Genomic DNA, 20,650 nt, shown 5'->3' with positions numbered 1-20,650 from the left:
GCCCTCTCCCCCGCGCTCCCCTACCTGCCCGGCACAACGCGCACCGGTCGCGCGACGTTCCGTCAGCGGTGCCGGCCGGTGACGGCGGTGAGGACGCCCAGCCCGATCATCGAGGCCCCTCCGACGCGGGCCACCGTCCGCAGCCGCTGCGGCCGTCCGACGAACGCCGTCCGCACGCGGGACGCGACCAGACCCCAGGTGCTGTCGCAGACCAGGCCGATGCCGATGGGGACCAGGCTGAGCAGGACCATCTGACCGGCGAGCGACCCGGCGGAGCGGTCCACGAACTGGGGCAGGATCGCCGCGAACATCACGAACACCTTGGGGTTGCTGAGGCCGACGACCAGCCCGGCCCGGACCTCGCGCCCGCGGGTCCGCGCTGAACCGGCGGCCGTGTCCTGTCCGACGTGACCGGCCCCGCGCAGCGCCTGGACTCCCAGCCACACCAGGTACGCGGCCCCGGCGAGCTTCACGACCTCCAGCGCGGTGTCCCAGCGCTGCAGCACGGGACCCAGGCCGACAGCGATCACGAGGGCCGCGACGAGACTGCCCAGGGAGTTGCCCAGGACGCCGGCCAGGGCCGTCACCCGCCCGTGCGCGAGGGCGCGGCCGACGATGAAGAGGACGCTCGGGCCGGGGACGGCGATGACGACGAGGCTCGTCGCGGCGAGGGCGAGCACCTGCTCGGTGGTGACCACGCGCGCAGCGTAGGCCTCGGGCCTGGGCGCTGGACGCCGGCTGGACGACCGGTGGTTGCGTGACGGGGGTCGACTGTGAGTGACTGCCAGGGACGGTGGGGTCGCGGGGGCCACCACGGGCGCACGGAGGACGGCGGAGGTGCGTGTGGGCCTGACCACGTCCGACACCCCCGTCCGCGAGGACCGGGGATCCGGCACGTTGCTGAGCCTGGCGAGCGCCCTGGCCCGCACCGACAGCGTCGAGGACGTCGCCCTCGCGGTGCGCGACGTCATGCGCGCGGACCTCGGGGCGACCTTCGTGTCCGTGTCGTTGGTCGACGGCCCCTGGCTGCTGACGCCGGCCCTCGGCCAGCTCGACGACGACACCGAGCAGCGCTGGCTGCGGCTCCCCCTCGACCTGGACACCCCCGCGCACCGCGTCGCCCGCACGGGGCGCCGACTGGTCTTCGACTCCCTGGCGAGCCTCGTCGCCATGTTCCCGCACGGCCGTGCCGCGTTCGAGCGCGCCGGGCTGCGCTCCGGTGTCGTGCTGCCCATGACCATCTCCGACGGGTACCGCATCGGCTCGGTGACCTTCGCGTGGGACGTCGACCGCACCCTCACCGAGGACGAGGCGGTCCTGGTGACGGCCGTGACCGACGCGACCGCGCAGGCGGCCCGGCGGGCCCAGCTGTACCGGGAGCGCCGCGACGTCGCGCACACCCTGCAGGCGGCGATGCTGCCGGAACTGCCCGTGCTGCCGGGCCTCGCGGTGGCGAGCCGCTACCTGCCCTGGTCCACGACCGACGAGCAGGTCGGGGGTGACTGGTACGACGCGATCTCCCAGCCGGACGACGGGGTCCTGCTGGTCATCGGCGACGTCGCGGGCCACGACACGGAGGCGGCGGCCCGGATGGGACGGGTGCGGTCGATGTTCCGGGCCCTGGCGGTGGACCGGCCGGAGGAACCGCCGGCCGCGCTGGTCAGCCGCCTCGACCACGTCCTGTCCGCGCTCGGGGACGAGACCCTGGCGACGTTGATCGTCGCCCGCCTCGACCCGTCCGGCCCGACGCGGCGGCTGTGGTGGACGACGGCCGGTCACCCGCCGCCCGTCCTGGTCGACGCGGCCGGCCGCAGCACGGTCCTGGTCGCGGAACCCGACCTCCCGCTCGGGGTGGCCCCCGGCCAGCCCCGCCACGACCACGACATCCCGTGGCCGCCAGGGGCGACGCTGGTCCTCTACACCGACGGCCTCGTGGAACGCCGCGGCCGCGACGTCGGCGACGGCATCGTCGTGCTGCGCGCCGCCCTGGAACGGACCCACACCGAGGACGTCGAGACGCTGCTCGGGGAACTGGTCACCGAGCACGTCGCCAACAGCGAGGACGACTGCGCGGTCCTCGCCGTGCGCGACGTCTCCCCCACCCGCTGACCCGCGGTCCTGCGGGGATCCCCGGCAGGACCACGGGCGGGCCGGTCTCAGAAGCGGAAGGCGGCCACCAGGTCGTTCAGTTCGGCGGCGGCGCGGGAGAGCTCGCCGGCGGTGTCGGCGGTCTGGGTCGCCCCGGCCGTCGTCTCGTCGGCGGAGGCGGCGATGCCGGAGATGTTCGAGGCGATCTCCTGCGAGCCGGACGAGACCTCGGTGACGTTGCGGACCATCTCCGAGGTCGTCGCGGACTGCTCCTCGACGGCGGCGGCGATGGTCGACTGCAGCCCGTCGATGCGGGCGATGACGTCGGTGATCTGGCTGATCGCCGACGCCGCGGCGGAGGCGTCGGCCTGCGTGGAGCCGACCTTGGCCACGATCTCCTCGGTGGCCCGGGCGGTCTGCTGGGCCAGTTCCTTGACCTCGCCGGCGACGACGGCGAACCCCTTGCCCATCTCCCCGGCGCGGGCCGCCTCGATGGTGGCGTTCAGGGCCAGGAGGTTCGTCTGCTCCGCGATGGAGGTGATGAGCTTGACGACCTCGCCGATCTCCCGGCTGGAGACCGAGAGGCGTTCGAGGGTCTCCCCCGCGACGTTCGCGGCCGAGACGGCGTCGGCGGCGGTGGAGCTGGCCTCGGCCGTGCTGGTCGCGATCTCGCGGATGGCGGCGGTCATCTCCTCGCCCGCGGCGGCGACCGTGCCGATGTTGGCCGAGATCTCCTCGGTCGCGGCCGAGACGACCTGGGTCTGGGTGGCGGCCTCCTCGGCGCCGGCGGAGAGGCGGGTGGCGACGGCGTCGAGCTGCTCGGAGGAGCTCGCGAGGACGGAGGCGTTCGCGCTGATCCGGCGCATGGAGTCGGCGAGGCGGTCCATGGTGGTGTCGAGCGCACCGGCGACGCGGCCGACCTCGTCGCGGCCGGCGATGCCGACGCGCTGGTCGAGGCGGCCCTCGGCCATCCCCTGCACGACCGCGAGGGTGCGGGCCAGGGGACGGGCGACCGAGCGGGAGACCAGCACGGCGACGACGACGGCGACGGCGATCGCGGCGGCACCGAGGACCAGCAGCAGCGCGACGGCGGCGCGGTAGGAGGACGCACCGGCGGCGGTCATGTCGACCGCGGCCTGCTGCTCGCCGGCGGCCATGGCCTTCAGCTCGGTGGTGATCTGCTTCGCGATCGGGCTGATGGTGGCGGTGCGGTAGGCGATGTAACCGGCCTGGTCGTCGGCGTTGGCCAGGGCGATGAGCTGCACGCGGGCGTCGCGGTACTGCTTCAGGCTCGCGACGAAGGCGTCCCGGTCGGCGACCTTCGCGGCCGGGCTGGACGCGAGGTAGGCGGCCCAGGACTCGTCGATGGCCGCGTCGTCGGCGGTCACCGCGTCCAGCGCGCTCTTCTTGGCGGCGTCGTCGACGGTGAGCGCCGCGTTGGTCACGTCCATGCGGGCCTGCAGGAAGTCCACCTGCACGGTGAGGATCGTCCGCACCGAGGCGAGACCCGACGACGACATCGTCGTGAGGTTGCCCTGGGAGGTGCTGAGCTTCGCCCAGCCCACCCCCACCACGGTGGCGAGCAGGAGGCAGACGACGCCGAAGCCGGCGAACAACTTGGAAGCGACGTTCAGGTCACGTAGACGGGTCACGGTGGTCCATCGGCCACCGTTCGGGGGCCCTGACCCGATTTCTAGAAGAATTCAGCGGCGGAAACCGGCGCCCACGTGGGTACCCGGCAGCCGGGCCCCCCCACCGAGCCGTTCCCGCAGGGTCGTCCCGGGGGCCGGCTTCGGGGCGGTGCGACCGCGCCGCCGCAGTTCGGGGACGAGGTGGTCGACGACGTCGACGAAGGTCCCGGGCATCGTGGCGTACATCAGGTTGAACCCGTCGACGTCGGCCTCCGCCGCGAACTCCTCGAGGTGGTCCGCGACCGTCTGCGGGGAACCCGCGAGGACCGGACCCCGCCCCCCCACCGAGACGAACTGCGCGAGGTCGTCGATCGTCCACTCCCGGTCGGGGTCGTTCGTGAAGCTCGAGAGGGCGGACCGGTTCGCGTCGGTGGTCACGTGCTGCAGGGTCTCGTCGGCGGCGCGACCGGCGAGGTCAACCCCCGTCCACCCCCCGAACAACGCGAGGGCGGCCTCCCGGCTGGCGTGCTCGCGGTAGTCGGCGAGCAGTGCGCGCGCCTCCTCGTCGCTGCTGCGGACGACCGTGGTGAGGCCGGCGAGGACCTGCACCGACCGCGGGTCGCGACCGGCGCGTTCGACCTGCTCGCGCAGGGAGTCGACGGACCTGCGGGCGATCTTCGCGGTCGGCGCGATGATGAACACGCACTCCGCGTGCCGGGCCGCGAACTCCTGTCCGCGGGGCGAGGAACCCGCCTGGAAGATCACCGGTGTCCGTTGCGGCGAGGGTTCGCAGAGGAACGCGCCGGGGACGTCGAAGTACTTCCCGTGGTGGTCGATGTCGTGGACCTTGGCCGGGTCGGCGTAGATCCCGCGCCCGGCGTCGCGGACGACGGCGTCGTCCTCCCAGGAACCCTCCCAGAGCTTGTAGCAGACCTCCAGGTACTCCTCGGCGACCTCGTAGCGCTCGTCGTGGGCGACCTGGGCGGTGAGACCCAGGTTCTTCGCGGCCGAGTCGAGGTAGCCCGTGACCACGTTCCACGCGACGCGGCCGCCGGTGAGGTGGTCCAGCGTCGTGAGACGGCGGGCCAGGGAGTAGGGCTGTTCGTAGGTCGTGGTCACGGTGAGCCCGAAACCCAGGTCCTCGGTGACGGCGGCCATCGCCGACACCGCCGCGAGCGGGTCGTTCACGGGAACCTGCACGGCGGCGCGGACCGCCGCGTCCCGCGATCCCCCGTGGACGTCGTAGGTGCCGAGGACGTCGGCGAGGAACAGCGTGTCGAAACCCCCGCGCTCGAGGAGGCGGGCGAGGTCGGTCCAGTGCGCGAGGGTCCGGTAGTCCGCGCTGCGGTCCTCCGGTCGCGACCACAGCCCGGCGGCCTGGTGGCCGACGCAGGCCATGGCGAAGGCGTTGAGGCGCAACGGTGTCGGGCTCAACGGGACAGCCCCTCCAGAGGTCGGTGCGCGGTCTCGCGGGTGAACGCGGCCGAGATGGTGGTGAGGACGGCGAGGAAGCTCAGGTACCCCGCGACGATCCAGGGCGAACCGTTCCCCGCGGCCAGCAGCGAGGCGGCGATGAGCGGGGTCAGACCGCCGCCGAGGACCGCGCCGATGGAGTACCCGAGGGACGCACCGCTGTAGCGGGTGCGGCTGTCGAACTGCTCGGCGAAGAAGGCGCCCTGAGCGCCGTACTGGCTGTCGTGACCGAGGTTGATCGCGATGACCATCGCGCCCACGATCAGGACGGTCGACCCCGTGTCCAGCAGCAGGAACGCGGGCACCGTGAACACCGCGGTGAGGACCGACCCGAACAGGTAGACGGGTTTGCGACCCACCCGGTCCGAGAGCAGGCCCCACAACGGGGTGGCGGCGAGGCTGAGGACCGAGGCGACCAGCACGGCGAGCAGACCGACGTCGGCCCCGTCCTCGCGCACGTGGTTGGTCAGGTAGTTCAGCGCGAACACCGTGTAGAGGACGTAGGCGCCGTTCTGACCCAACCGCATGCCGGTCGTCAGGAGCACCCCGCGCTTGTTCGTCGCCAGCACCTCGGCGACGGGTCGGCGCGACGTCGCGTCGGCCTCGCGCAGCGCGGTGAACGCCGGGGAGTCGGTGACCTTGAGGCGGATGACCAACCCGATGACGACGAGCACGGCGCTGGCCAGGAACGGGATCCGCCACCCCCAGGCGAGGAAGTCCTCGCTCGAGGTCAGGGTGCGGGTGAGCCAGAAACCCCCGCTGGCCAGGACCATGCCGGCCGCGGAACCCATCTGCGGGATCGCGCCGAACAGACCGCGCCGGCCGGTGGGGGCGTGCTCGACGGACAACAGGACGGCCCCGCCCCACTCACCTCCGGCCGAGAAACCCTGCAGCAGTCGCGCCGCGACCAGCAGGACCGGGGCCCACACCCCGATCCGGTCGTGGGTGGGGAGCAGGCCGATGGCCGCCGTCGAGATCCCCATGACCAGCAACGAGGCCACGAGGACCGCCTTGCGGCCCACCCGGTCGCCGATGTGACCGGCCACCGCACCGCCGAGGGGGCGGGCGGCGAAACCCACGGCGTAGGTGGCGAACGCGGCGATCACGCCGACCGCGCCACCGACGTTCGGGAAGAACAGCGGGCCGAGGACGATCGCCGCGGCCGTGCCGTAGAGGTAGTAGTCGTACCACTCGATGGTGGTGCCGACGAAGCTCCCCAGCGCCGCCCGGCGGCGGACGAGGGGTTCGCTGGGCGTGGCGAGGACGGTGTCGTGCACGGTGCTCACAGAACGGTTCTCCCATCGGTCCTGGCGGTAGCACCTTCCCCGCGGGGTGGTTGCTGCGACGTCGACGAGCCAGGTCTCTCGGTCGCTCTGGATGGCTGGGGCGAACCTACGACGGGGGCGCGCACCAGGCAAACCGGGGCCCGGTCCCGAGCGCGGGGCGCGAGCCGGTGCCAGAGTGGGCGGGTGAGCTTCCCGTGGGTCCGCTCCCCGCGCACCTCCCGGACCGTCGCCCTCCTGCTGGCCGTCTGCGCGGCCGCCTGCGCCGGGCCCGACGACGCCGCCTCGTCCTCCGCGCCCCTGCGCCTGCTGTCCCTGGGCGACTCCGTGCCGGCCGGGGACGTCTGCGGCTGCACCGCCTTCCCGGACCTGGTCGCCGACGGCCTCGCGCCGACCGGCGGGGCCGACGTGGTGCAACGGGCCAGCGGCGGGGCGACCTCGACCGACGTCGACTCGGTCCTGCGCCGGCTCGCGGCGGACGAGGGACCCCGGCTCGGCGCGCCGGACGTCGTGCTCCTGCAGGCCGGGGCCAACGACCTCGTGCAGCAGGTCGACCTCGCCACCTCCACCGCCGGGGCCGTCGACACCGACGCGACGATCGAGCGGGTGGTGGCGACGCTGGCGGAGACCGTCGACGAGCTCACCGCCACCGGGGCCCGGGTCGTCGTCCTCGACTACTGGGCGGTCGGGCTGGACGGTGCCGTCGCCCGGCAGGAGTACACCCCCGCCGAGCTGCACGACCAGGTCGCCCTCACCGACGCCTTCGACGACCGCCTCGCCGTCGCGGTGGGGAGCGAGGCGCTCTTCGTGGACCTGCGCCCGGTGTTCCACGGCCCGGACGGGACCGGCGACCCGACGACGCTGCTCGCCGCGGACGGCGACCACCCCGACGCCGCCGGGCACCGGGCCATCGCGGACGCCGTGCTGGACGTGCTCGCCGGCTCGGAGGGTGCTGCCGGTTCGCCGGGAGACCGCTGAGAGAGGGCACGTCCCCGCCTGTGGTGACCCATGGTGGTCCCGGCGCACCACGCGCCGGTTCTGGCACGGGGGGTGTGGGGTGGGTCTCGACGATCCGCTGACGCGGTGGATCGCCATCGGCGTCGCAGTGGTGGCCACGGTGGCGCTGGTCGTCTGCTGGCGGGGGCTGGCCCGGCGGGGGTTCCTCGCCGTCCTGGGACGCTCGGTGGCCCTGCTCGGGGTCAACGTGAGCGTCCTCACGGCCGTCTTCCTCGTCGTCAACGCCCAGTTCGGACTGTTCTCGGACTGGGCGGACCTCCTCGGGACGCAGCAGGTGGTCACGACCACGCAGGCCAGCGGGTCGGCCACCGCCCAGGCGTCCGAGGCCGCCCCCGTCCGTCTCGACGGCTACGACGGGAGGGTCTGGCGGGTCCAGGTCCCCGGCCCCCGCTCCGCCACCACGGCCGAAGCCCTGGTGGTCCTGCCCACCGGGTACGGCACCACCCCCGCCCCGGCCGGGGGGTACCCCGTCATCGAGGCCTTCCACGGCTACCCGGGGACCCCGGAGCAGTGGCTCGACGCGATGCACCTGCTGCCCTCGCTGGACGCCGCGGTCACCGCGCACCAGCTGGCCGCGTCCGTGGTGGTCATCCCGACGCTGGAGGTCCCCGCCGGACGCGACACGGAGTGCGTCGACGCGGGAGCCGGCCAACCGGCGCTGGAGACCTGGCTCTCCCAGGACGTCCCCGACTACGTGGAACAGCACTACGCGGTGAGCAGGCAGGCGAGGTCGTGGGCCACCCTCGGGTTGTCGATGGGTGGCTGGTGCGCCAACGAGATGACCATGCTGCACCCCGACCGCTTCAGCGCGGCGATCGCCTTCGGCGGCTACTCACGCCTCGACCTGGGGTCCTGGAAGCCGTTCTCCGCGGACAGCCCCCCGGCGAAGCGCTACGACCTGGTCGCCCTCGCGCGCCAGGACCCGCCGCCCGTGCGGTTGTGGGCCCTGGCCTCGAAGGAGGACGGGCTGTCCTGGCCGAGCACCCAGGCGCTCGCGAGCGCGGTGCACGGGTCCACCACGATGACCCTCGTCACCCAGCAGCAGGGCGGTCACCGGACCAGCATCTGGGCGGGCATCGTCCCGCAGGCGCTGACCTGGCTGGGGTCGGCGCCGGGGTTCGCCCCGGCGACCTGACGCCGCCCCGCGGTCAGGGTCGGCGGGCCCGGAGCTCCGCCACGAGCGCGGGGACGACCTCGCCGAGGTCACCCACGATCCCGTAGTCGGCGAACTCGAAGATCGGGGCGTCGGGGTCGTTGTTGACGGCGACGACCGTGCCGGCCGCGTCCATCCCCCCGCGGTGGTGGACGGCGCCGGAGACGCCGAGGCCGATGTAGAGGCGGGGCGAGATGGTCACGCCGGTCTGCCCGACCTGGGCCTCGTGCCCGATCCAGCCCTCGTCGGTGGCGACGCGGGTCGCGCCGACGGCCGCGCCGAGGACGTCGGCGAGCTCCTCCACCCCGGAGAAGTCCCCGTCGACGCCACGGCCACCGACGACGACGACCTCCGCCTCGGCCAGCGCCGGACGGTCACCGGTGGGCCGCTTCGTGCGGGAGACGACGGTGACCGCCCGGGCCGCCGCGGACGCCTCGACGGTGTGCTCGACGAGAGCCGTGTCGGCGGGGACGGCGAGCGGCGCGGCCGGCACGACGTTCGGGGCCAGCGCGACGACGGCGAGCCGGCCCGTCGCGGCGCAGGCGGTGTCCCAGGACCCGGCGAGGACGCTCTTGCGGGCGACCCACTGCCCGTCCTCGACGGCGACCGAGGCGGCGCCGGTGACGACCCCGGCACCGGCGCGGACGGCGAGCCGGGCCGCGACCTCCTTGCCCTCGAACGTCGAGGCGACCAGCAGCAGCGACGGTTCGACGGCGGTGATCACCGTCTGCAGGGCGTCGACGACGGAGGCCGTCAGCTGGGCGTCGGCTCCGTCGACGTGGACCTGGTGCAGCGTCGCGGCGCCGTGCGCGGCGAGGAGCTCCGTCTGCGGCGACTCCCCCACCCAGACCGCGTGCACGACGGCGTCGGGCAGGTCGCGCGCGAGCGTCAGCAGTTCCAGCGCGGTGGGGCGGACGGCGCCGTCGGCGTGGTCCACGAGAACCAGGACGTTCACTGGAAACCCTTCTGCGACAGGTAGTCCACCAGGGCGGGAACGGTCTCCGCGTCACCGGTCACGACGATCCGGTCGGGTCGTTCCGGACGCGGCTGCGCGTGCACGACCGTCGTGGCGGAGCCGCCGGACCCGACCGTGGCCGGGTCGAGGGCGAGGTCGGCCAGCGTCCACGACGTCACGGGTGCCTTGCGGGCGGCCATGATCCCCTTGAAGTTCGGGAAGCGGGCGCGGAAGGCCTGGTCGGTGACCGAGAGCACCGCGGGGGCGGGGGCGGTGAGGACCTCGACGTCGGTCGACGTCTCGCGCTGCACCCTCACCACACCGTCGCTGAGGGTGATCTCGTCCGCCAGCGTCAGCTGCGGCCACCCGAGCAGCTCCGCGAGCGCCGCAGGGACCAGGGACGTGAGCCCGTCGAGCGCGGCCATCCCGGCGACCACCAGGTCGACGGGGCTCTCGGCGTGCAGCTTCACGATCGCCGCGGCGAGGATCCGGGCGGTGGCGATGGCGTCGGAGCCGGCGACGGCCTCGTCGCTGACGTGCACGGCGGTGGACGCGCCCATCGCGAGCCCGCGGCGCAGTGCCTCGACCGCCGGCGCCGGGCCGAGGGTCAGGACGGTGACGTCGTGGCCCTCACCGGGGAAGCCCGCGGCCTCGGCCGTGCGCAGCCCGGCCTCGAGGGCGTCCTCGTCGAGCTCGTTGAGGGTGTCGTCGTCCCCGCCCCGGACGAGGCGCCCGTCGTCCCCCAGGGAGCGGGGCGACTGGATGTCGGGGACGTGCTTGACGCAGACGACGACGCGCACGTCAGACCGTCCCGCGGGAGTGCTTGATCATGTCCTCGCGGGACACGACCTTGACGCGCTGGCGGCCGTGGGGTTCGCCGAGGGAGCGTTCGTGGGCGTCGAGGACCTCCCAGTCCGACCAGGTCAGGACGTCGACGCCCTTGCCCCGCAGGAAGTCGAGGATCGCCTGCGGGTTGGGCTCCGCGGCGCGCTGGAGCGCGGCCGCGTCGGCCAGGAGGTGCTTGACCGTCTCGGAGGCGTCGGACTTGGTGTGCCCGATGAGCCCGACGGGACCGCGCTTGATCCAGCCGGTGCAGTAGACGCCCTCGACGGTCTCGCCCCCGGGGGCCAGGACGCGGCCCTCGTGGTTGGAGATGACGCCCTTCAGCTCGTCGAAGGGGACGCCCTCCAGCAGGGAGCCGAAGTAGCCGACGGCGCGGTAGACGGCCTGGACGTCCCACTCGTGGAAGTCGCCGGTGCCCTCGACGGAGGTGTCGCCGGTGAGGCGGGTGCGTTCGGTCCGCAGCCCCCGGACGTGCCCGTCCTCGGTGGTGAGGACCTCGACCGGGGCGTGCAGGAAGTGCAGGTGCAGACGGCGCGAGGCCGTCGACTCCCCCTCCTTCAGCGTCCAGTCGGTGAGCGTCTTCACGACCTGCTTGGTCTGGTTGGACTTCGCGATCGCCTCCATCGAGCCCTCGTCGAACTCGAAGTCCTCGGGGTCGACGATGACGTCGACGTCGGGCACGTGCCCGAGCTCGCGCAGCTCCAGCGGCGAGAACTTCGCCTGCGCGGGACCGCGGCGGGCGAAGACGTGCACGTCCTTGACCTTGGAGGCCTTCAGCCCCTCGTAGACGTTGGCCGGGATCTCCGTCGGCAGCAGGTCGTCGGCGTGCTTGGCCAGCACGCGGGCCACGTCGAGGGCGACGTTGCCGGCGCCGAGGACGGCGACGGTCTCGGCCTCCAGCGGCCACTCGCGCGGGTAGTCGGGGTGCCCGTCGTACCAGGAGACGAAGTCGGCCGCGCCGTAGCTCTCCGGGGCCTCGACCCCGGGGATCGCGAGCGTCGCGTCCTTGATCGACCCGGTGGAGAAGACGACGGCGTCGTAGTGGTGGCGCAGCTCCTCGAGGGTGACGTCGGTGCCGAAGTCGACGTTGGTCAGCAACCGGACGTCCCCGCGGCCGAGGACCTTCTCCAGCGCGACGATGATCTGCTTGATGCGCGGGTGGTCGGGGGCGACGCCGTAGCGGACCAGACCGAACGGCGCGGGGAGGCGCTCGAAGAGGTCGATGCCGACCCCGTCGAAACCGGTGGCCGTGAGGTCGGCCTTGGAGAGGATGTCCGAGGCGTAGATCCCGGCCGGTCCGGCTCCGACGACGGCGACGCGCAGCGGACGGTTCGAATCGGTCACAGCTCTCGGTGTCCCTCTCGTAGGTGGTGACGTGCTGGGTGACGCGCTGGGATGACGTGGAAGGCAAGCCTAACGCGGCCCGCTGGAGCGGCCGACGCCACGATGACCCCCGTGGACCAGCGCGCAGCAGAGCACACCGAGTCTCCCTCGGCCGAGCACAGGACGCGCACCGGAGTCCTCGCCGGCCTCGCCTGCTACTGCGTCTGGGGCCTCTTCCCGTTCTTCTTCCACGCCCTCGCACCGACCGGCGCGGTGGAGCTGCTGGCCTGGCGGGTGCTGTGGTCGCTGGCGCTGTCGGTGCTGGTGGTGACCGGGTTGCGCCGCTGGCCCGCGGTCCTGGCCGTGCTGCGCTCGCCGCGGCAGCGGGGACTGCTGGCGGTCGCGGCCGTCGCGATCGCGGTGAACTGGGGCGTCTACGGCCTCGCCGTGGTCACCGGTCACGTCCTCGAGGCCTCGCTGGGCTACTTCGTGAACCCGTTGCTGACCGTCCTGCTCGGGGTGGTGGTGCTGCGGGAACGGCTGCGCCGCACCCAGTGGATCGCCGTCGGGATCGGGCTGGCCGCGGTCGCCGTCATCACCGCGGACCTGGGACGGCTGCCGTGGATGGCGCTGACGCTGGCCGTCTCCTTCGGCAGCTACGGCCTGCTGAAGAACCGCCTCGCCCGGCACGGCTCGGGGCTGGACCCGCTGACGGGGCTGACCGTCGAGACCGGGTTCCTGGCCCTGCCCGCGGCCGCCGCGCTGCTCGTCCTCGGGGACCGGCTGACCTTCACCGGCTTCGGCGCCTGGCACACCGTGCTGCTGGTGCTGTCCGGTCCGCTGACCCTGGGTCCGCTGCTGCTGTTCGCGGTGGCCGCCGGCCGGGTGCCGCTGAGCGTCATCGGGATGCTGCAGTACCTGACCCCGGTGCTGCAGTTCGTCGCGGCGCTGCTGCTCGGCGAGACCATGCCGGCGTCGCGCTGGGTCGGGTTCGGGCTGGTCTGGGTGGCGCTGGTGGTGCTCACGACGGACGCGGTGCGCCGCCGGGGACGGCCCCGGGACTGGGAGTCCACCGGGAGTTGACCGGGAGGGCACCCGCGACCGTGCGTCGGCTGTGGCGGAGGCAGCAGACTGCTCTGCGTGCTCCCTCCCCTGTTGGCCGGCCGTGCGCGACGAGGGCGGATCCGCCGCATCGGCGCCGTCGCGGTCGCCTTCCTCGGTCTCGTCGGTGTCGTCTCCGCCATCACACCGCCCTTCCGCGAACGGTTCGCCCCGCTGCTGGACGTGCTGCCGCTCGCGGTCCCGTTGGGGGCGAAGACGGTCCTGGTGCCGGTGTCGATCGCCCTGCTGCTGCTGGCCCGGGGCCTGCGCCGCGGTCAGCGGCTCGCCTGGGGCACGACGATCGGTCTGCTGGCCGCGTCGGCCGGTCTGCACGTGCTGAAGGGCATCGACGTCGAGGAGGCCGTGCTCGACGTCGTCGCCCTGGTCTGGCTGGCGGTGAACGCACGGTCGTTCCCGGTGCTGCCGAGCGCGGCCCGAGCCCGGCGGGTCGGGTGGGTGCTGGCGATCGGGGCCCTGGCCTCGCTGGTCGTCTCGGCCGCACTGGTGGTGGCCGTGGGGGCCGAACGGCACCCGGGCGAGACGATCGAGGCGGTCGTCCAGCGCCTCGTCGGTGACCAGCGCACCCCCTTCCCGAAGCTGCGGGGGGACGAGGGCCACGCCTTCCTGCCGCTGCTGAACCCGTCGCTGCTGGCGCTCGGGCTGACGTTGCTGGTGGTGCTCGGCTGGGTCCTCTTCTCCCCCCACCGCCCGGACGTGCTCAGCGGTGAACAGCGCCGCGCCGAACGGGAACGCGCCCGGGAGGTCGTCCTGCGCTGGGGCGGGGAGACCCTCGACTACTTCGCGCTGCGCGACGACAAGGACTTCTTCTTCGCCTCCTTCGAGGAGGGCACCGGCGTGGTCGCCCACAGCGTCCGGAACGGGGTCTGCCTGGTCTCCCCGGACCCGATCGGGCCCCCGCAACGCCGCGGCGCCCTCCTCGTGGAGTTCCTCGACCACGTCGAACGCAACGGCTGGTCGGTCGCCGTCGTCGGGGCCCGCGCCGACTGGCTGCCCTCCTACGAGGCGGTCGGGTTGCGACCGGTGTACCTGGGCGACGAGGCCGTCCTGGACTGCTCGCAGTTCTCGCTGAAGGGCTCGAGCATGAAGAGCCTCCGGGGTTCGGTGAACCGGGTCGCGAAGGCCGGGATCACCGTGGAGTTCCACGACGGACCCACGCTGCCGGAACCGGTGAAGGAGGAGCTGCTCGCGATCTCCGGGGAGTCGCGCCACGGGGAGGCCGAACGCGGCTACTCCATGACGTTGTCCCGGTTGTTCGACCCCGCCGACACCGGCGTCCTGGTGAGCGTCGCCCGGTTCGCCGACGGCCGGGCCGCGGGGTTCATCCAGTGGACCCCGGCCGCCCTGGTGCAGGGGTACTCCCTCGACGTCATGCGCCGATCCACCGCCGAGGACGTGCCGAACGGGTTGACCGACGCCCTCATCGTGGCGACGGCCCAGCACCTCGTGGAGAACGGCCTGCGCGGGCTGGGCCTCAACTTCGCCGTGCTGCGCGAGATCGTGTCGGGCGAACGCGAGGGGACCTTCGCCGACCTGGGTCGCCGGGCGCTGCACGCGTTGTCGAGCAGCGCGCAGATCGAGTCGCTGTGGAAGTTCAACGCCAAGTACGACCCGGACTGGCGACCCCGCTACGTCGTGCTGGACTCCGTGGAGTTCTCCGCGGCGCAGGGGTTCACGATCGCCGACGCCGAGGGGGTCGCGGAACTCCCCGTCGTCGGACGGTTCCTCGGCCGGCGTCCGTGACGCTGGCCCTCGTCACCGCCGTCCTCGCGGCGCTGGGCTACGCGGCGGGTTCGGTGCTGCAGGCCGTGGGCGTGCGCCGCTCCGGCCTGCGCTCCCCGCTGTACCTGGCCGGGCTGGGCTGCGACGGAGCGGCCTGGTTGCTGTCGCTGGTCGCGTTGCGCCGGTTGCCGACCTTCGCGGTGCAGTCCCTGCTGGCGGGGTCGCTGGCGCTGACCGTGCTGCTGGCGCGGGTGTTCCTGGGGTCGCGGCTGCGCGGGCGGGACACCACGGCCGTGCTGCTGCTCGTCGCCGCCCTCGGGGTCGTCGGCGGTTCCGGGACCGAGCAGCCCTCGCCGCCGACCGGTTCCGCCGTGGACCTAGGGCTGTGCGCCGCCGCGGTCCTGCTGCTCGTGGCCGTCCTGGCCCTGCGCCGCAGCGGCTCCGCGACGCAGGCCGTCCTCGCGGGTCTCGGGTACTCCGTCGCCGCTCTGGGCGCGCGAGCGCTGACGATCCCCGACCAGTGGTGGCGGATCGCCCTCGAACCCGTCGGCTGGGCCGTGCTCGTGTCCGGCGTCGCCGGGACCCTCGGCTACGCGGCGGCCCTGCAACGCGGGGCGGTCGGGCCGGCGACGGCGCTGCTGTGGTCGGTGGAGGTCGTCGTGCCCGCCGTCGCGGGTTTCGCGCTCCTCGGCGACGCGGTGCGGGCGGGGTGGTGGCCGGCGGCGGTCGTCGCGCTCGTCGTGGTGGTGGCGTGCTCGGTGGTGCTCGCCGGGTCGCCGGCGATCCCGGAGGAGACCTGACCGGTCCGGGGACTTCCGGGGCCGCGGGGGGGACCGTTGACGCATCGGGTCGAACCCATTGGCCCGAAGCGTCAACGGTCCGTCCCGGTCCTCTGTGGTCACACCGGTGAAGGAACCTGGGCCTCCCGGGAGGTTCCCCGCTCGCGCCACTGGCTGACGACCTCCAGCAGGACCCACGCCGACACCGCGAGGACCTGGTAGCGCTGGGAGTCCCCACCGCCGCCGTTGCCGCCCTGCAGGAACGTCACGACCTCGTAGACCCCGGCACCGCCGGAGACCGCCGCGGAGAGCACCGCGAGGGGTTTCAACGCCCACCCCCGCGCGCGCCAGGCGAGTTCCAGGACACCGAGGACGGCCCCGAGGGTGCCGATGACGCTGACCCCGTCGTGCAGGAGTTCGGGCCCCGCCGAGGACGCCGGGCACACCCCGAGGGAGGGCGCGCAGGTCAGCGGGACGATCGCCGAGACCAGCGTCGTCAGCCCGAACGCGGTCAGGCAGCTCCCGCGGAAGCGGGCGTGGCGCAACCCGCTGCGCCACAGCGGGACCGCGAGGAGTGCGCACAGCAGCCCGGCGCTGCCGTCACCGAGGCGGAACCACACCGACCCCGGCTCGCCGGGGACGGACAGCTCGCTGATGACGCCGGTGGTGAGGTCGATGCGGGCCCCGACGAGCGGGGCCAGCAGGAAGTTCGCGTTCGCGAGGCCCGCGAGGGCCGCCAGCGCGATCCGACCCTTCACCGGGCGGTGACACCAAGGGCGGCGACCGCGTCGGCGATGGCGTCCGGGCCGCCCACGTTGCCGGGCACGACGACCTGGCGGACCTCGCGGCCGTCCCGGGTCCGCATCACCCACACCGAGATCCCGGCCGCGACCTGGCCCTCGACGAACGCGCTGGTCGCGCCGATCCCGGTGCGCGCGACCTCCGCCGCGGTGATCCCGCCCTTGCTGACGACGGCGTCGACGTGCGGCAGCAGGTCGGCGACGGCGGTGGTCAGCGCGGTCATCACGGCCTCCCCGTGGGCGAGGGTGCCGTGGTCGGACATCCGGACCCGCTCGCTGGCGATGGCGACGAGCCCCTGGCGCGCCAGCACCCGCCCCGCGCGCTCGCCGAGTTCCCGACCCGCCCAGACGGGGTCGTCCAGCGCGTCGGCGGTGGCGACCGGCTCGAAGGCGCCCCACTCCTGCCCGAGCACGTCCAGCTGGGCCTGCGCCCCCGCCGTGTGCGACCCGCAGACGACGAGGACCCGCGGCCGGTCCACGACCAGCGGCCGCGGCAGGTACCCGGCGCTCACGACCCCCGCGAGCTCGGCGGCCAGCGGTGCCGCGCACCGCACGACGATCCCGCGCCCGGCCCCCCGCACGGCGTCGGCGAGGGCGCTCACGTCCCGGTCCGTCTCGACGTCGGGGACCAGCACCGAACCCGCCGGGGCCTGCGCGAACCGCTGCGCCAACCGCGCGGGGTCGCGGACGACGTCGAGCGGGACCCCGACGCCGGTGCGGGGGGACTTCTCGGCGACGTAGTCGACCAGCGCGGAGCTGCGGAAGCCGAAGACGGGGTCGTCCGCGTACTCCGTCTCCCCCGCGGGCACGTCACCGTCCGCGGTGCGGACGAGGTGCACCCCGCCGATCGTGGTCCGTCCCCCCGCCGGGAAGGCCGGGACGAAGAGGACGACGTCCTCGGCGCCCGCGAACACCCCGGTCTCGGCGAAGACGTGCCCGCGCAGCGTGGAGTCCCCGCGGAGCACGAACCGCACCTCGACCCCCAGCCGGGCGCCGGCCTCGAGGGCGTCGGCCCGGATCCGGGCGACCAGCGCGACGGCGGCCGCCTCGTCGAGGGCACGGGAGTTGGTCTGCACGTAGACGCCGTCCGCGTCGCGCAGGGCCGCCTCGAGGCGGTCGGCGTCGGACTCCAGCAGGACCTGCACCCCCGTCGCGGACTGGGTCCCGGTGGGGTCGTCGTCGAGGACGACGGTCTTCACGCTCACCCGCCGAAGTACACCAGACCCCGCCGGAAGGTCGTGGCGGGCGCCGCCCTGCGGCAGAGTGAGCGTCATGGACCTGCCGCTGAACCCGCCCGTCGAGCCGATGCTCGCCAAGGCGGCGAAGAGCGTCCCGCGCCAGCCCGACGGTGCCCCGGCCTGGCTCTACGAGCCGAAGTGGGACGGGTTCCGCTGCATCGTCTTCCGCGACGGCGACGAGGTCGAGCTGCAGTCGCGCGGGGAGAAGTCGCTGTCCCGCTACTTCCCCGAGGTCGTCGCCGCGGTGCTCGCGGAACTGCCCCCGCGCTGCGTCGTCGACGGCGAACTGTTCGTCCCCCGCACCGGCGGCGGTCGCCTCGCCTGGGAACTGCTGTCCCAGCGCATCCACCCCGCCGCGAGCCGGATCGCCAAGCTCGCCGAGGAGACCCCCGCGCAGTTCGTCGCCTTCGACCTGCTGGCCCTCGGCGACGAGGACCTCACCGTCCAGCCCACGTCGGTGCGCCGGGAACGACTCGTGGCGGCGCTCGCCGGCTGCGGTCCGAGCACCCACGTGACGACGGCGACGTTCGACGCCGACCTCGCGGTCCGGTGGTTCACGAGGTTCGAGGGCGCGGGGCTGGACGGGGTCGTCGCGAAACCGCTGGACGCCCCGTACCAGCAGAAGGAACGGGTGATGACGAAGGTGAAGCACCGGCGAACGGCCGAGTGCGTCGTCGTCGGCTACCGCCCGCACAAGAGCCTCCCGGGGATCGGGTCGATGCTGCTGGGGTTGCACACCGACGACGGGATGGCCTTCGTCGGCGGCGCGGCGGCGTTCACGACGGCCCGGCGGGCGGAACTCCTGGAGCAGTTGTCGCAACTGCGCACCGGCGAGGAGAACGTCCAGGGCGAGAAGAACCGGTGGAACGCGCGGGTGGACGACTCCTGGGTCCCGATCCGTCAGGAACTCGTCTGCGAGGTCGAGTACGACCAGCTCGAGGGGTACCGGTTCCGGCACAACCCGCGGTTCCTGCGGTGGCGGCCGGACAAGGCCCCCGAGGACTGCCGCCTGGACCAGCTCGAGACGCCGACCGACTACGACCTCGCGGACGTGCTGTCGGGAGCGTCCGGGAGCCGGTCGTGAGCCCGAAACCCCCCGCGGAGGAGATCGACGTCGACGGCATCCCCGTGCGGCTCACCTCCCCCGACAAGACGTACTACCCGGAACTGGGCGAGCAGGGGTCCAAACGTGCTGTCGTCGAGCACTACCGGCTCGTGGCCCCCGCCCTGCTGAACGCGCTGCGCGAACGCCCGACCTACCTGCAGCGCTTCCCGGACGGGATCGAGGGCGAGGAGGTCTACCAGAAGCGGGTGCCGAAGTTCGCGCCCGACTACGTCGACACCGTGCACGTGACGTTCCCCTCGGGCCGTTCCGCGGACGCGATCCGGCCGACCAACACCGCGACGGTGGTCTGGGGCGCGCAGCAGGCGGCGATCACGTTCCACCCCTGGCACTGCACCGCCCCCGACGTGGACCACCCCGACGAGTTCCGCGTCGACCTCGACCCCCAACCCGGGACGGGTTTCGAGCAGGCGAAGCGGGTGGCCCGCGACGTGCTGCACCCGTTGCTGACGGAACTCGGGTACGAGGGTTTCGTCAAGACCTCCGGCGGACGGGGCGTGCACGTGTTCGTGACGATCGAACCCCGGTGGACGTTCACCGAGGTCCGTCGCGCGGTGATCGCCCTGGCCCGCGAGGTCGAGCGTCGCGCCGAGGGCCTCGTGTCGTCCGCGTGGTGGAAGGAGGAACGCGGCGAGACGGTGTTCGTGGACTACAACCAGAACGCCCGTGACCGCACGATGGCCAGCGCCTACTCGCTGCGCCGCACCCCCCGCGCGACGGTGTCGACGCCGTTGACCTGGGCCGAGCTGGGATCGGACGTGGACCCGGACGACTTCACCCTGGCGACGTTCCCGGAACGCTTCGCCGCCGTCGGCGACCTGTGGGCCGAGCGCCGCTCGACCCTGCACTCCCTGGAACCGCTGCTCGCGCTCGCCGACCGCGACGACGGGAACGGTCTCGGCGACCTCCCCTACCCGCCGACCTACCCCAAGATGCCGGGGGAACCCAAGCGCGTCCAGCCCTCCCGCGCCCGGAAGGACCCCACCCCTCCCGACCCGTGATCCCACGGGGAAACCCCGCGGGGTCACGGTGCGGTGAGGGTCACCAGCGGCGGGTGCGCAGGCGGGGTTCTCGCCCGAGCACCTCACCGACGGCCTGCTCGAGGCGAGGCACCCGGCCGAGGACGTCACCGGAGGTCACGGGGAGCACGACCCAGCCGAGACGCTGCAGGTGCTCGCGGCGGGCCCCGTCGTGCCGTTGCTCGCGCCACCCGTCGTGGAACTCGCGGCCGTCGTACTCGACCGCGACCCGCCGTTCCTGCCACCCGAGGTCGAGTCGCAGGAGTCCGCCCCGGGCGCCGGGGACGGGGATCTGGGTCTGCGGTCGCGGGAACCCGGCGTCGTCGAGGCGGATCCGGACCAGGGACTCCGGTGGTGACTCCGCACCGGGGTCGACCATCCCCGCCGTGTGGCGGGCGATCCGCACCCCGCGTCCGCCCGGCAGGTCGTCGAGACGGACCAGGGCCTGGACCGGCGAGAGGAGTCCCGCCCGGGCGGCGACGTCGAGGACGGGCAACGCCACGAAGCGGGGGCAGAACCGCGCCACGTCCACCGCCGTCCGCAGCACGGACGTGACGGGCAACCCGTCGACCTCGACCACGTCGTCCCCCGGTTCCGCCGCGTAGCAGCGGCCACCCTCCCGGCGGACAGGGGTCCGCCCGCAGGGGACGACCACCTCCAGGCGCCGGGGCACGTCCCGTTCGGTGTGCGCCGCCACGTCGAACCCGTGCAGCGCGGCCGCCGTCCGCCGCGCGAAAGCGGACCCGGCGGGCAGGACGTCGAGCAGACGGTGCGCCCGGACCCGTTCGTCGAGCGTCAGGTCGGCGAGGACGTCGGGGACATCGAGGACGTCGGGGACGAGGAGCGCGGTGGGCACGGCCCGATCCTGACCCGGACCGCCCGACCCCCCGCCCCGTCGTCCACAGCTCGCCGTGATCATGCGGGGAAACCCAGCAAGATCACGGATCGGCTGTGGACAACTCGTGGTCTTGCTGGGTTTCCCTGCATGATCACGGCGGGGGGAGGAAGTAGTGGGGGGCGTTCAAGGAACGGCGCGTTCTGGACGAAGGACACGGGGAAGGATCCGGCGGGTGCCGGGCCACAG

At 73.6% G+C, this 20,650-nt stretch carries 18 protein-coding genes and 1 riboswitch; of the genes, 8 read left to right on the top strand and 10 right to left on the bottom strand.

The window, feature by feature from the left end:
- Window positions 1–62: 62 nt before the first annotated feature.
- Entirely contained in the window at window positions 63–698 is a 636-nt protein-coding gene (locus tag ACFQ46_RS06725) for a LysE family translocator (protein ID WP_380258373.1), read from the bottom strand.
- 145 nt (window positions 699–843) lie between these two features.
- On the opposite strand from ACFQ46_RS06725, the gene ACFQ46_RS06720 reads away from it, so the two are divergent.
- Entirely contained in the window at window positions 844–2,109 is a 1,266-nt protein-coding gene (locus ACFQ46_RS06720) for a PP2C family protein-serine/threonine phosphatase (protein ID WP_380258371.1), read from the top strand.
- Between the two features lie 47 nt (window positions 2,110–2,156).
- On the opposite strand, the gene ACFQ46_RS06715 is transcribed toward ACFQ46_RS06720, so the two are convergent.
- Genes ACFQ46_RS06715 through ACFQ46_RS06705 form a run of 3 tightly spaced genes read right to left on the bottom strand, consistent with a single transcriptional unit; the run spans window position 2,157 to window position 6,478 of the window.
- A complete protein-coding gene (locus ACFQ46_RS06715; RefSeq protein ID WP_380258369.1) occupies window positions 2,157–3,740 on the bottom strand; it encodes a methyl-accepting chemotaxis protein in 1,584 nt (527 codons plus the stop codon).
- 51 nt (window positions 3,741–3,791) lie between these two features.
- Window positions 3,792–5,153, bottom strand: a complete 1,362-nt coding sequence (locus tag ACFQ46_RS06710) for an LLM class flavin-dependent oxidoreductase (protein ID WP_380258367.1) — start codon at window positions 5,151–5,153, stop codon at window positions 3,792–3,794.
- On the bottom strand, window positions 5,150–6,478 hold the full coding sequence (locus ACFQ46_RS06705) for an MFS transporter (RefSeq protein WP_380258365.1): 1,329 nt from the start codon (window positions 6,476–6,478) through the stop codon (window positions 5,150–5,152). The genes ACFQ46_RS06710 and ACFQ46_RS06705 overlap by 4 nt, the downstream gene beginning before the upstream one ends.
- 9 nt (window positions 6,479–6,487) lie before the next feature.
- A riboswitch (SAM riboswitch) is annotated at window positions 6,488–6,576 on the bottom strand.
- A gap of 85 nt (window positions 6,577–6,661) precedes the next feature.
- Between ACFQ46_RS06705 and ACFQ46_RS06700 the strand changes: the two genes are divergently transcribed.
- Together ACFQ46_RS06700 and ACFQ46_RS06695 are read left to right on the top strand one after the other, a co-directional pair.
- Window positions 6,662–7,453 carry an SGNH/GDSL hydrolase family protein gene (locus ACFQ46_RS06700; RefSeq protein WP_380258363.1) on the top strand — a complete coding sequence of 264 codons (792 nt, stop codon included), beginning with the start codon at window positions 6,662–6,664 and terminating at the stop codon, window positions 7,451–7,453.
- A 79-nt stretch (window positions 7,454–7,532) separates the two neighbouring features.
- A complete protein-coding gene (locus tag ACFQ46_RS06695; RefSeq protein ID WP_380258361.1) occupies window positions 7,533–8,627 on the top strand; it encodes an alpha/beta hydrolase in 1,095 nt (364 codons plus the stop codon).
- 13 nt (window positions 8,628–8,640) lie between these two features.
- Here the strand turns inward: ACFQ46_RS06695 and ACFQ46_RS06690 are convergent, their stop codons facing one another.
- The 3 genes from ACFQ46_RS06690 to ACFQ46_RS06680 are packed head-to-tail and all read right to left on the bottom strand — an operon-like array spanning window position 8,641 to window position 11,787.
- Entirely contained in the window at window positions 8,641–9,600 is a 960-nt protein-coding gene (locus ACFQ46_RS06690; RefSeq protein WP_380258359.1) for an electron transfer flavoprotein subunit alpha/FixB family protein, read from the bottom strand.
- Window positions 9,597–10,400 carry an electron transfer flavoprotein subunit beta/FixA family protein gene (locus tag ACFQ46_RS06685; RefSeq protein ID WP_380258357.1) on the bottom strand — a complete coding sequence of 268 codons (804 nt, stop codon included), beginning with the start codon at window positions 10,398–10,400 and terminating at the stop codon, window positions 9,597–9,599. Before ACFQ46_RS06685 ends, ACFQ46_RS06690 begins: the two co-directional genes overlap by 4 nt.
- Window position 10,401: 1 nt before the next feature.
- Complete coding sequence (locus tag ACFQ46_RS06680; RefSeq protein ID WP_380258355.1) at window positions 10,402–11,787, bottom strand: FAD-dependent oxidoreductase; 1,386 nt, start codon at window positions 11,785–11,787, stop codon at window positions 10,402–10,404.
- 102 nt (window positions 11,788–11,889) lie between these two features.
- On the opposite strand from ACFQ46_RS06680, the gene rarD reads away from it, so the two are divergent.
- Genes rarD through ACFQ46_RS06665 form a run of 3 tightly spaced genes read left to right on the top strand, consistent with a single transcriptional unit; the run spans window position 11,890 to window position 15,407 of the window.
- Window positions 11,890–12,849, top strand: a complete 960-nt coding sequence (rarD, locus tag ACFQ46_RS06675; RefSeq protein WP_380258353.1) for an EamA family transporter RarD — start codon at window positions 11,890–11,892, stop codon at window positions 12,847–12,849.
- A 57-nt stretch (window positions 12,850–12,906) separates the two neighbouring features.
- A complete protein-coding gene (locus ACFQ46_RS06670; RefSeq protein ID WP_380258351.1) occupies window positions 12,907–14,628 on the top strand; it encodes a bifunctional lysylphosphatidylglycerol flippase/synthetase MprF in 1,722 nt (573 codons plus the stop codon).
- On the top strand, window positions 14,625–15,407 hold the full coding sequence (locus tag ACFQ46_RS06665) for a hypothetical protein (RefSeq protein WP_380258349.1): 783 nt from the start codon (window positions 14,625–14,627) through the stop codon (window positions 15,405–15,407). The genes ACFQ46_RS06670 and ACFQ46_RS06665 overlap by 4 nt, the downstream gene beginning before the upstream one ends.
- 98 nt (window positions 15,408–15,505) lie before the next feature.
- Here ACFQ46_RS06665 and ACFQ46_RS06660 read toward each other — a convergent pair whose 3' ends face one another.
- Window positions 15,506–16,144: a DUF998 domain-containing protein gene (locus tag ACFQ46_RS06660; protein ID WP_380258347.1), complete on the bottom strand. Its 639-nt coding sequence runs from the start codon at window positions 16,142–16,144 to the stop codon at window positions 15,506–15,508.
- On the bottom strand, window positions 16,141–17,391 hold the full coding sequence (locus ACFQ46_RS06655; protein ID WP_380258345.1) for a four-carbon acid sugar kinase family protein: 1,251 nt from the start codon (window positions 17,389–17,391) through the stop codon (window positions 16,141–16,143). Before ACFQ46_RS06655 ends, ACFQ46_RS06660 begins: the two co-directional genes overlap by 4 nt.
- Window positions 17,392–17,458: 67 nt before the next feature.
- On the opposite strand from ACFQ46_RS06655, the gene ACFQ46_RS06650 reads away from it, so the two are divergent.
- Together ACFQ46_RS06650 and ACFQ46_RS06645 are read left to right on the top strand one after the other, a co-directional pair.
- Window positions 17,459–18,508 carry an ATP-dependent DNA ligase gene (locus ACFQ46_RS06650; protein WP_380258343.1) on the top strand — a complete coding sequence of 350 codons (1,050 nt, stop codon included), beginning with the start codon at window positions 17,459–17,461 and terminating at the stop codon, window positions 18,506–18,508.
- Entirely contained in the window at window positions 18,505–19,548 is a 1,044-nt protein-coding gene (locus ACFQ46_RS06645; protein WP_380258341.1) for a DNA polymerase domain-containing protein, read from the top strand. Before ACFQ46_RS06650 ends, ACFQ46_RS06645 begins: the two co-directional genes overlap by 4 nt.
- A 40-nt stretch (window positions 19,549–19,588) precedes the next feature.
- On the opposite strand, the gene ACFQ46_RS06640 is transcribed toward ACFQ46_RS06645, so the two are convergent.
- A complete protein-coding gene (locus ACFQ46_RS06640) occupies window positions 19,589–20,422 on the bottom strand; it encodes an endonuclease domain-containing protein (RefSeq protein WP_380258339.1) in 834 nt (277 codons plus the stop codon).
- Window positions 20,423–20,650: the final 228 nt, after the last annotated feature.

The organism is Kineococcus sp. GCM10028916 (assembly GCF_042674865.1).
GTDB lineage: Bacteria > Actinomycetota > Actinomycetes > Actinomycetales > Kineococcaceae > Kineococcus.
This window is presented reverse-complemented; position numbering and strand designations above follow the sequence as displayed.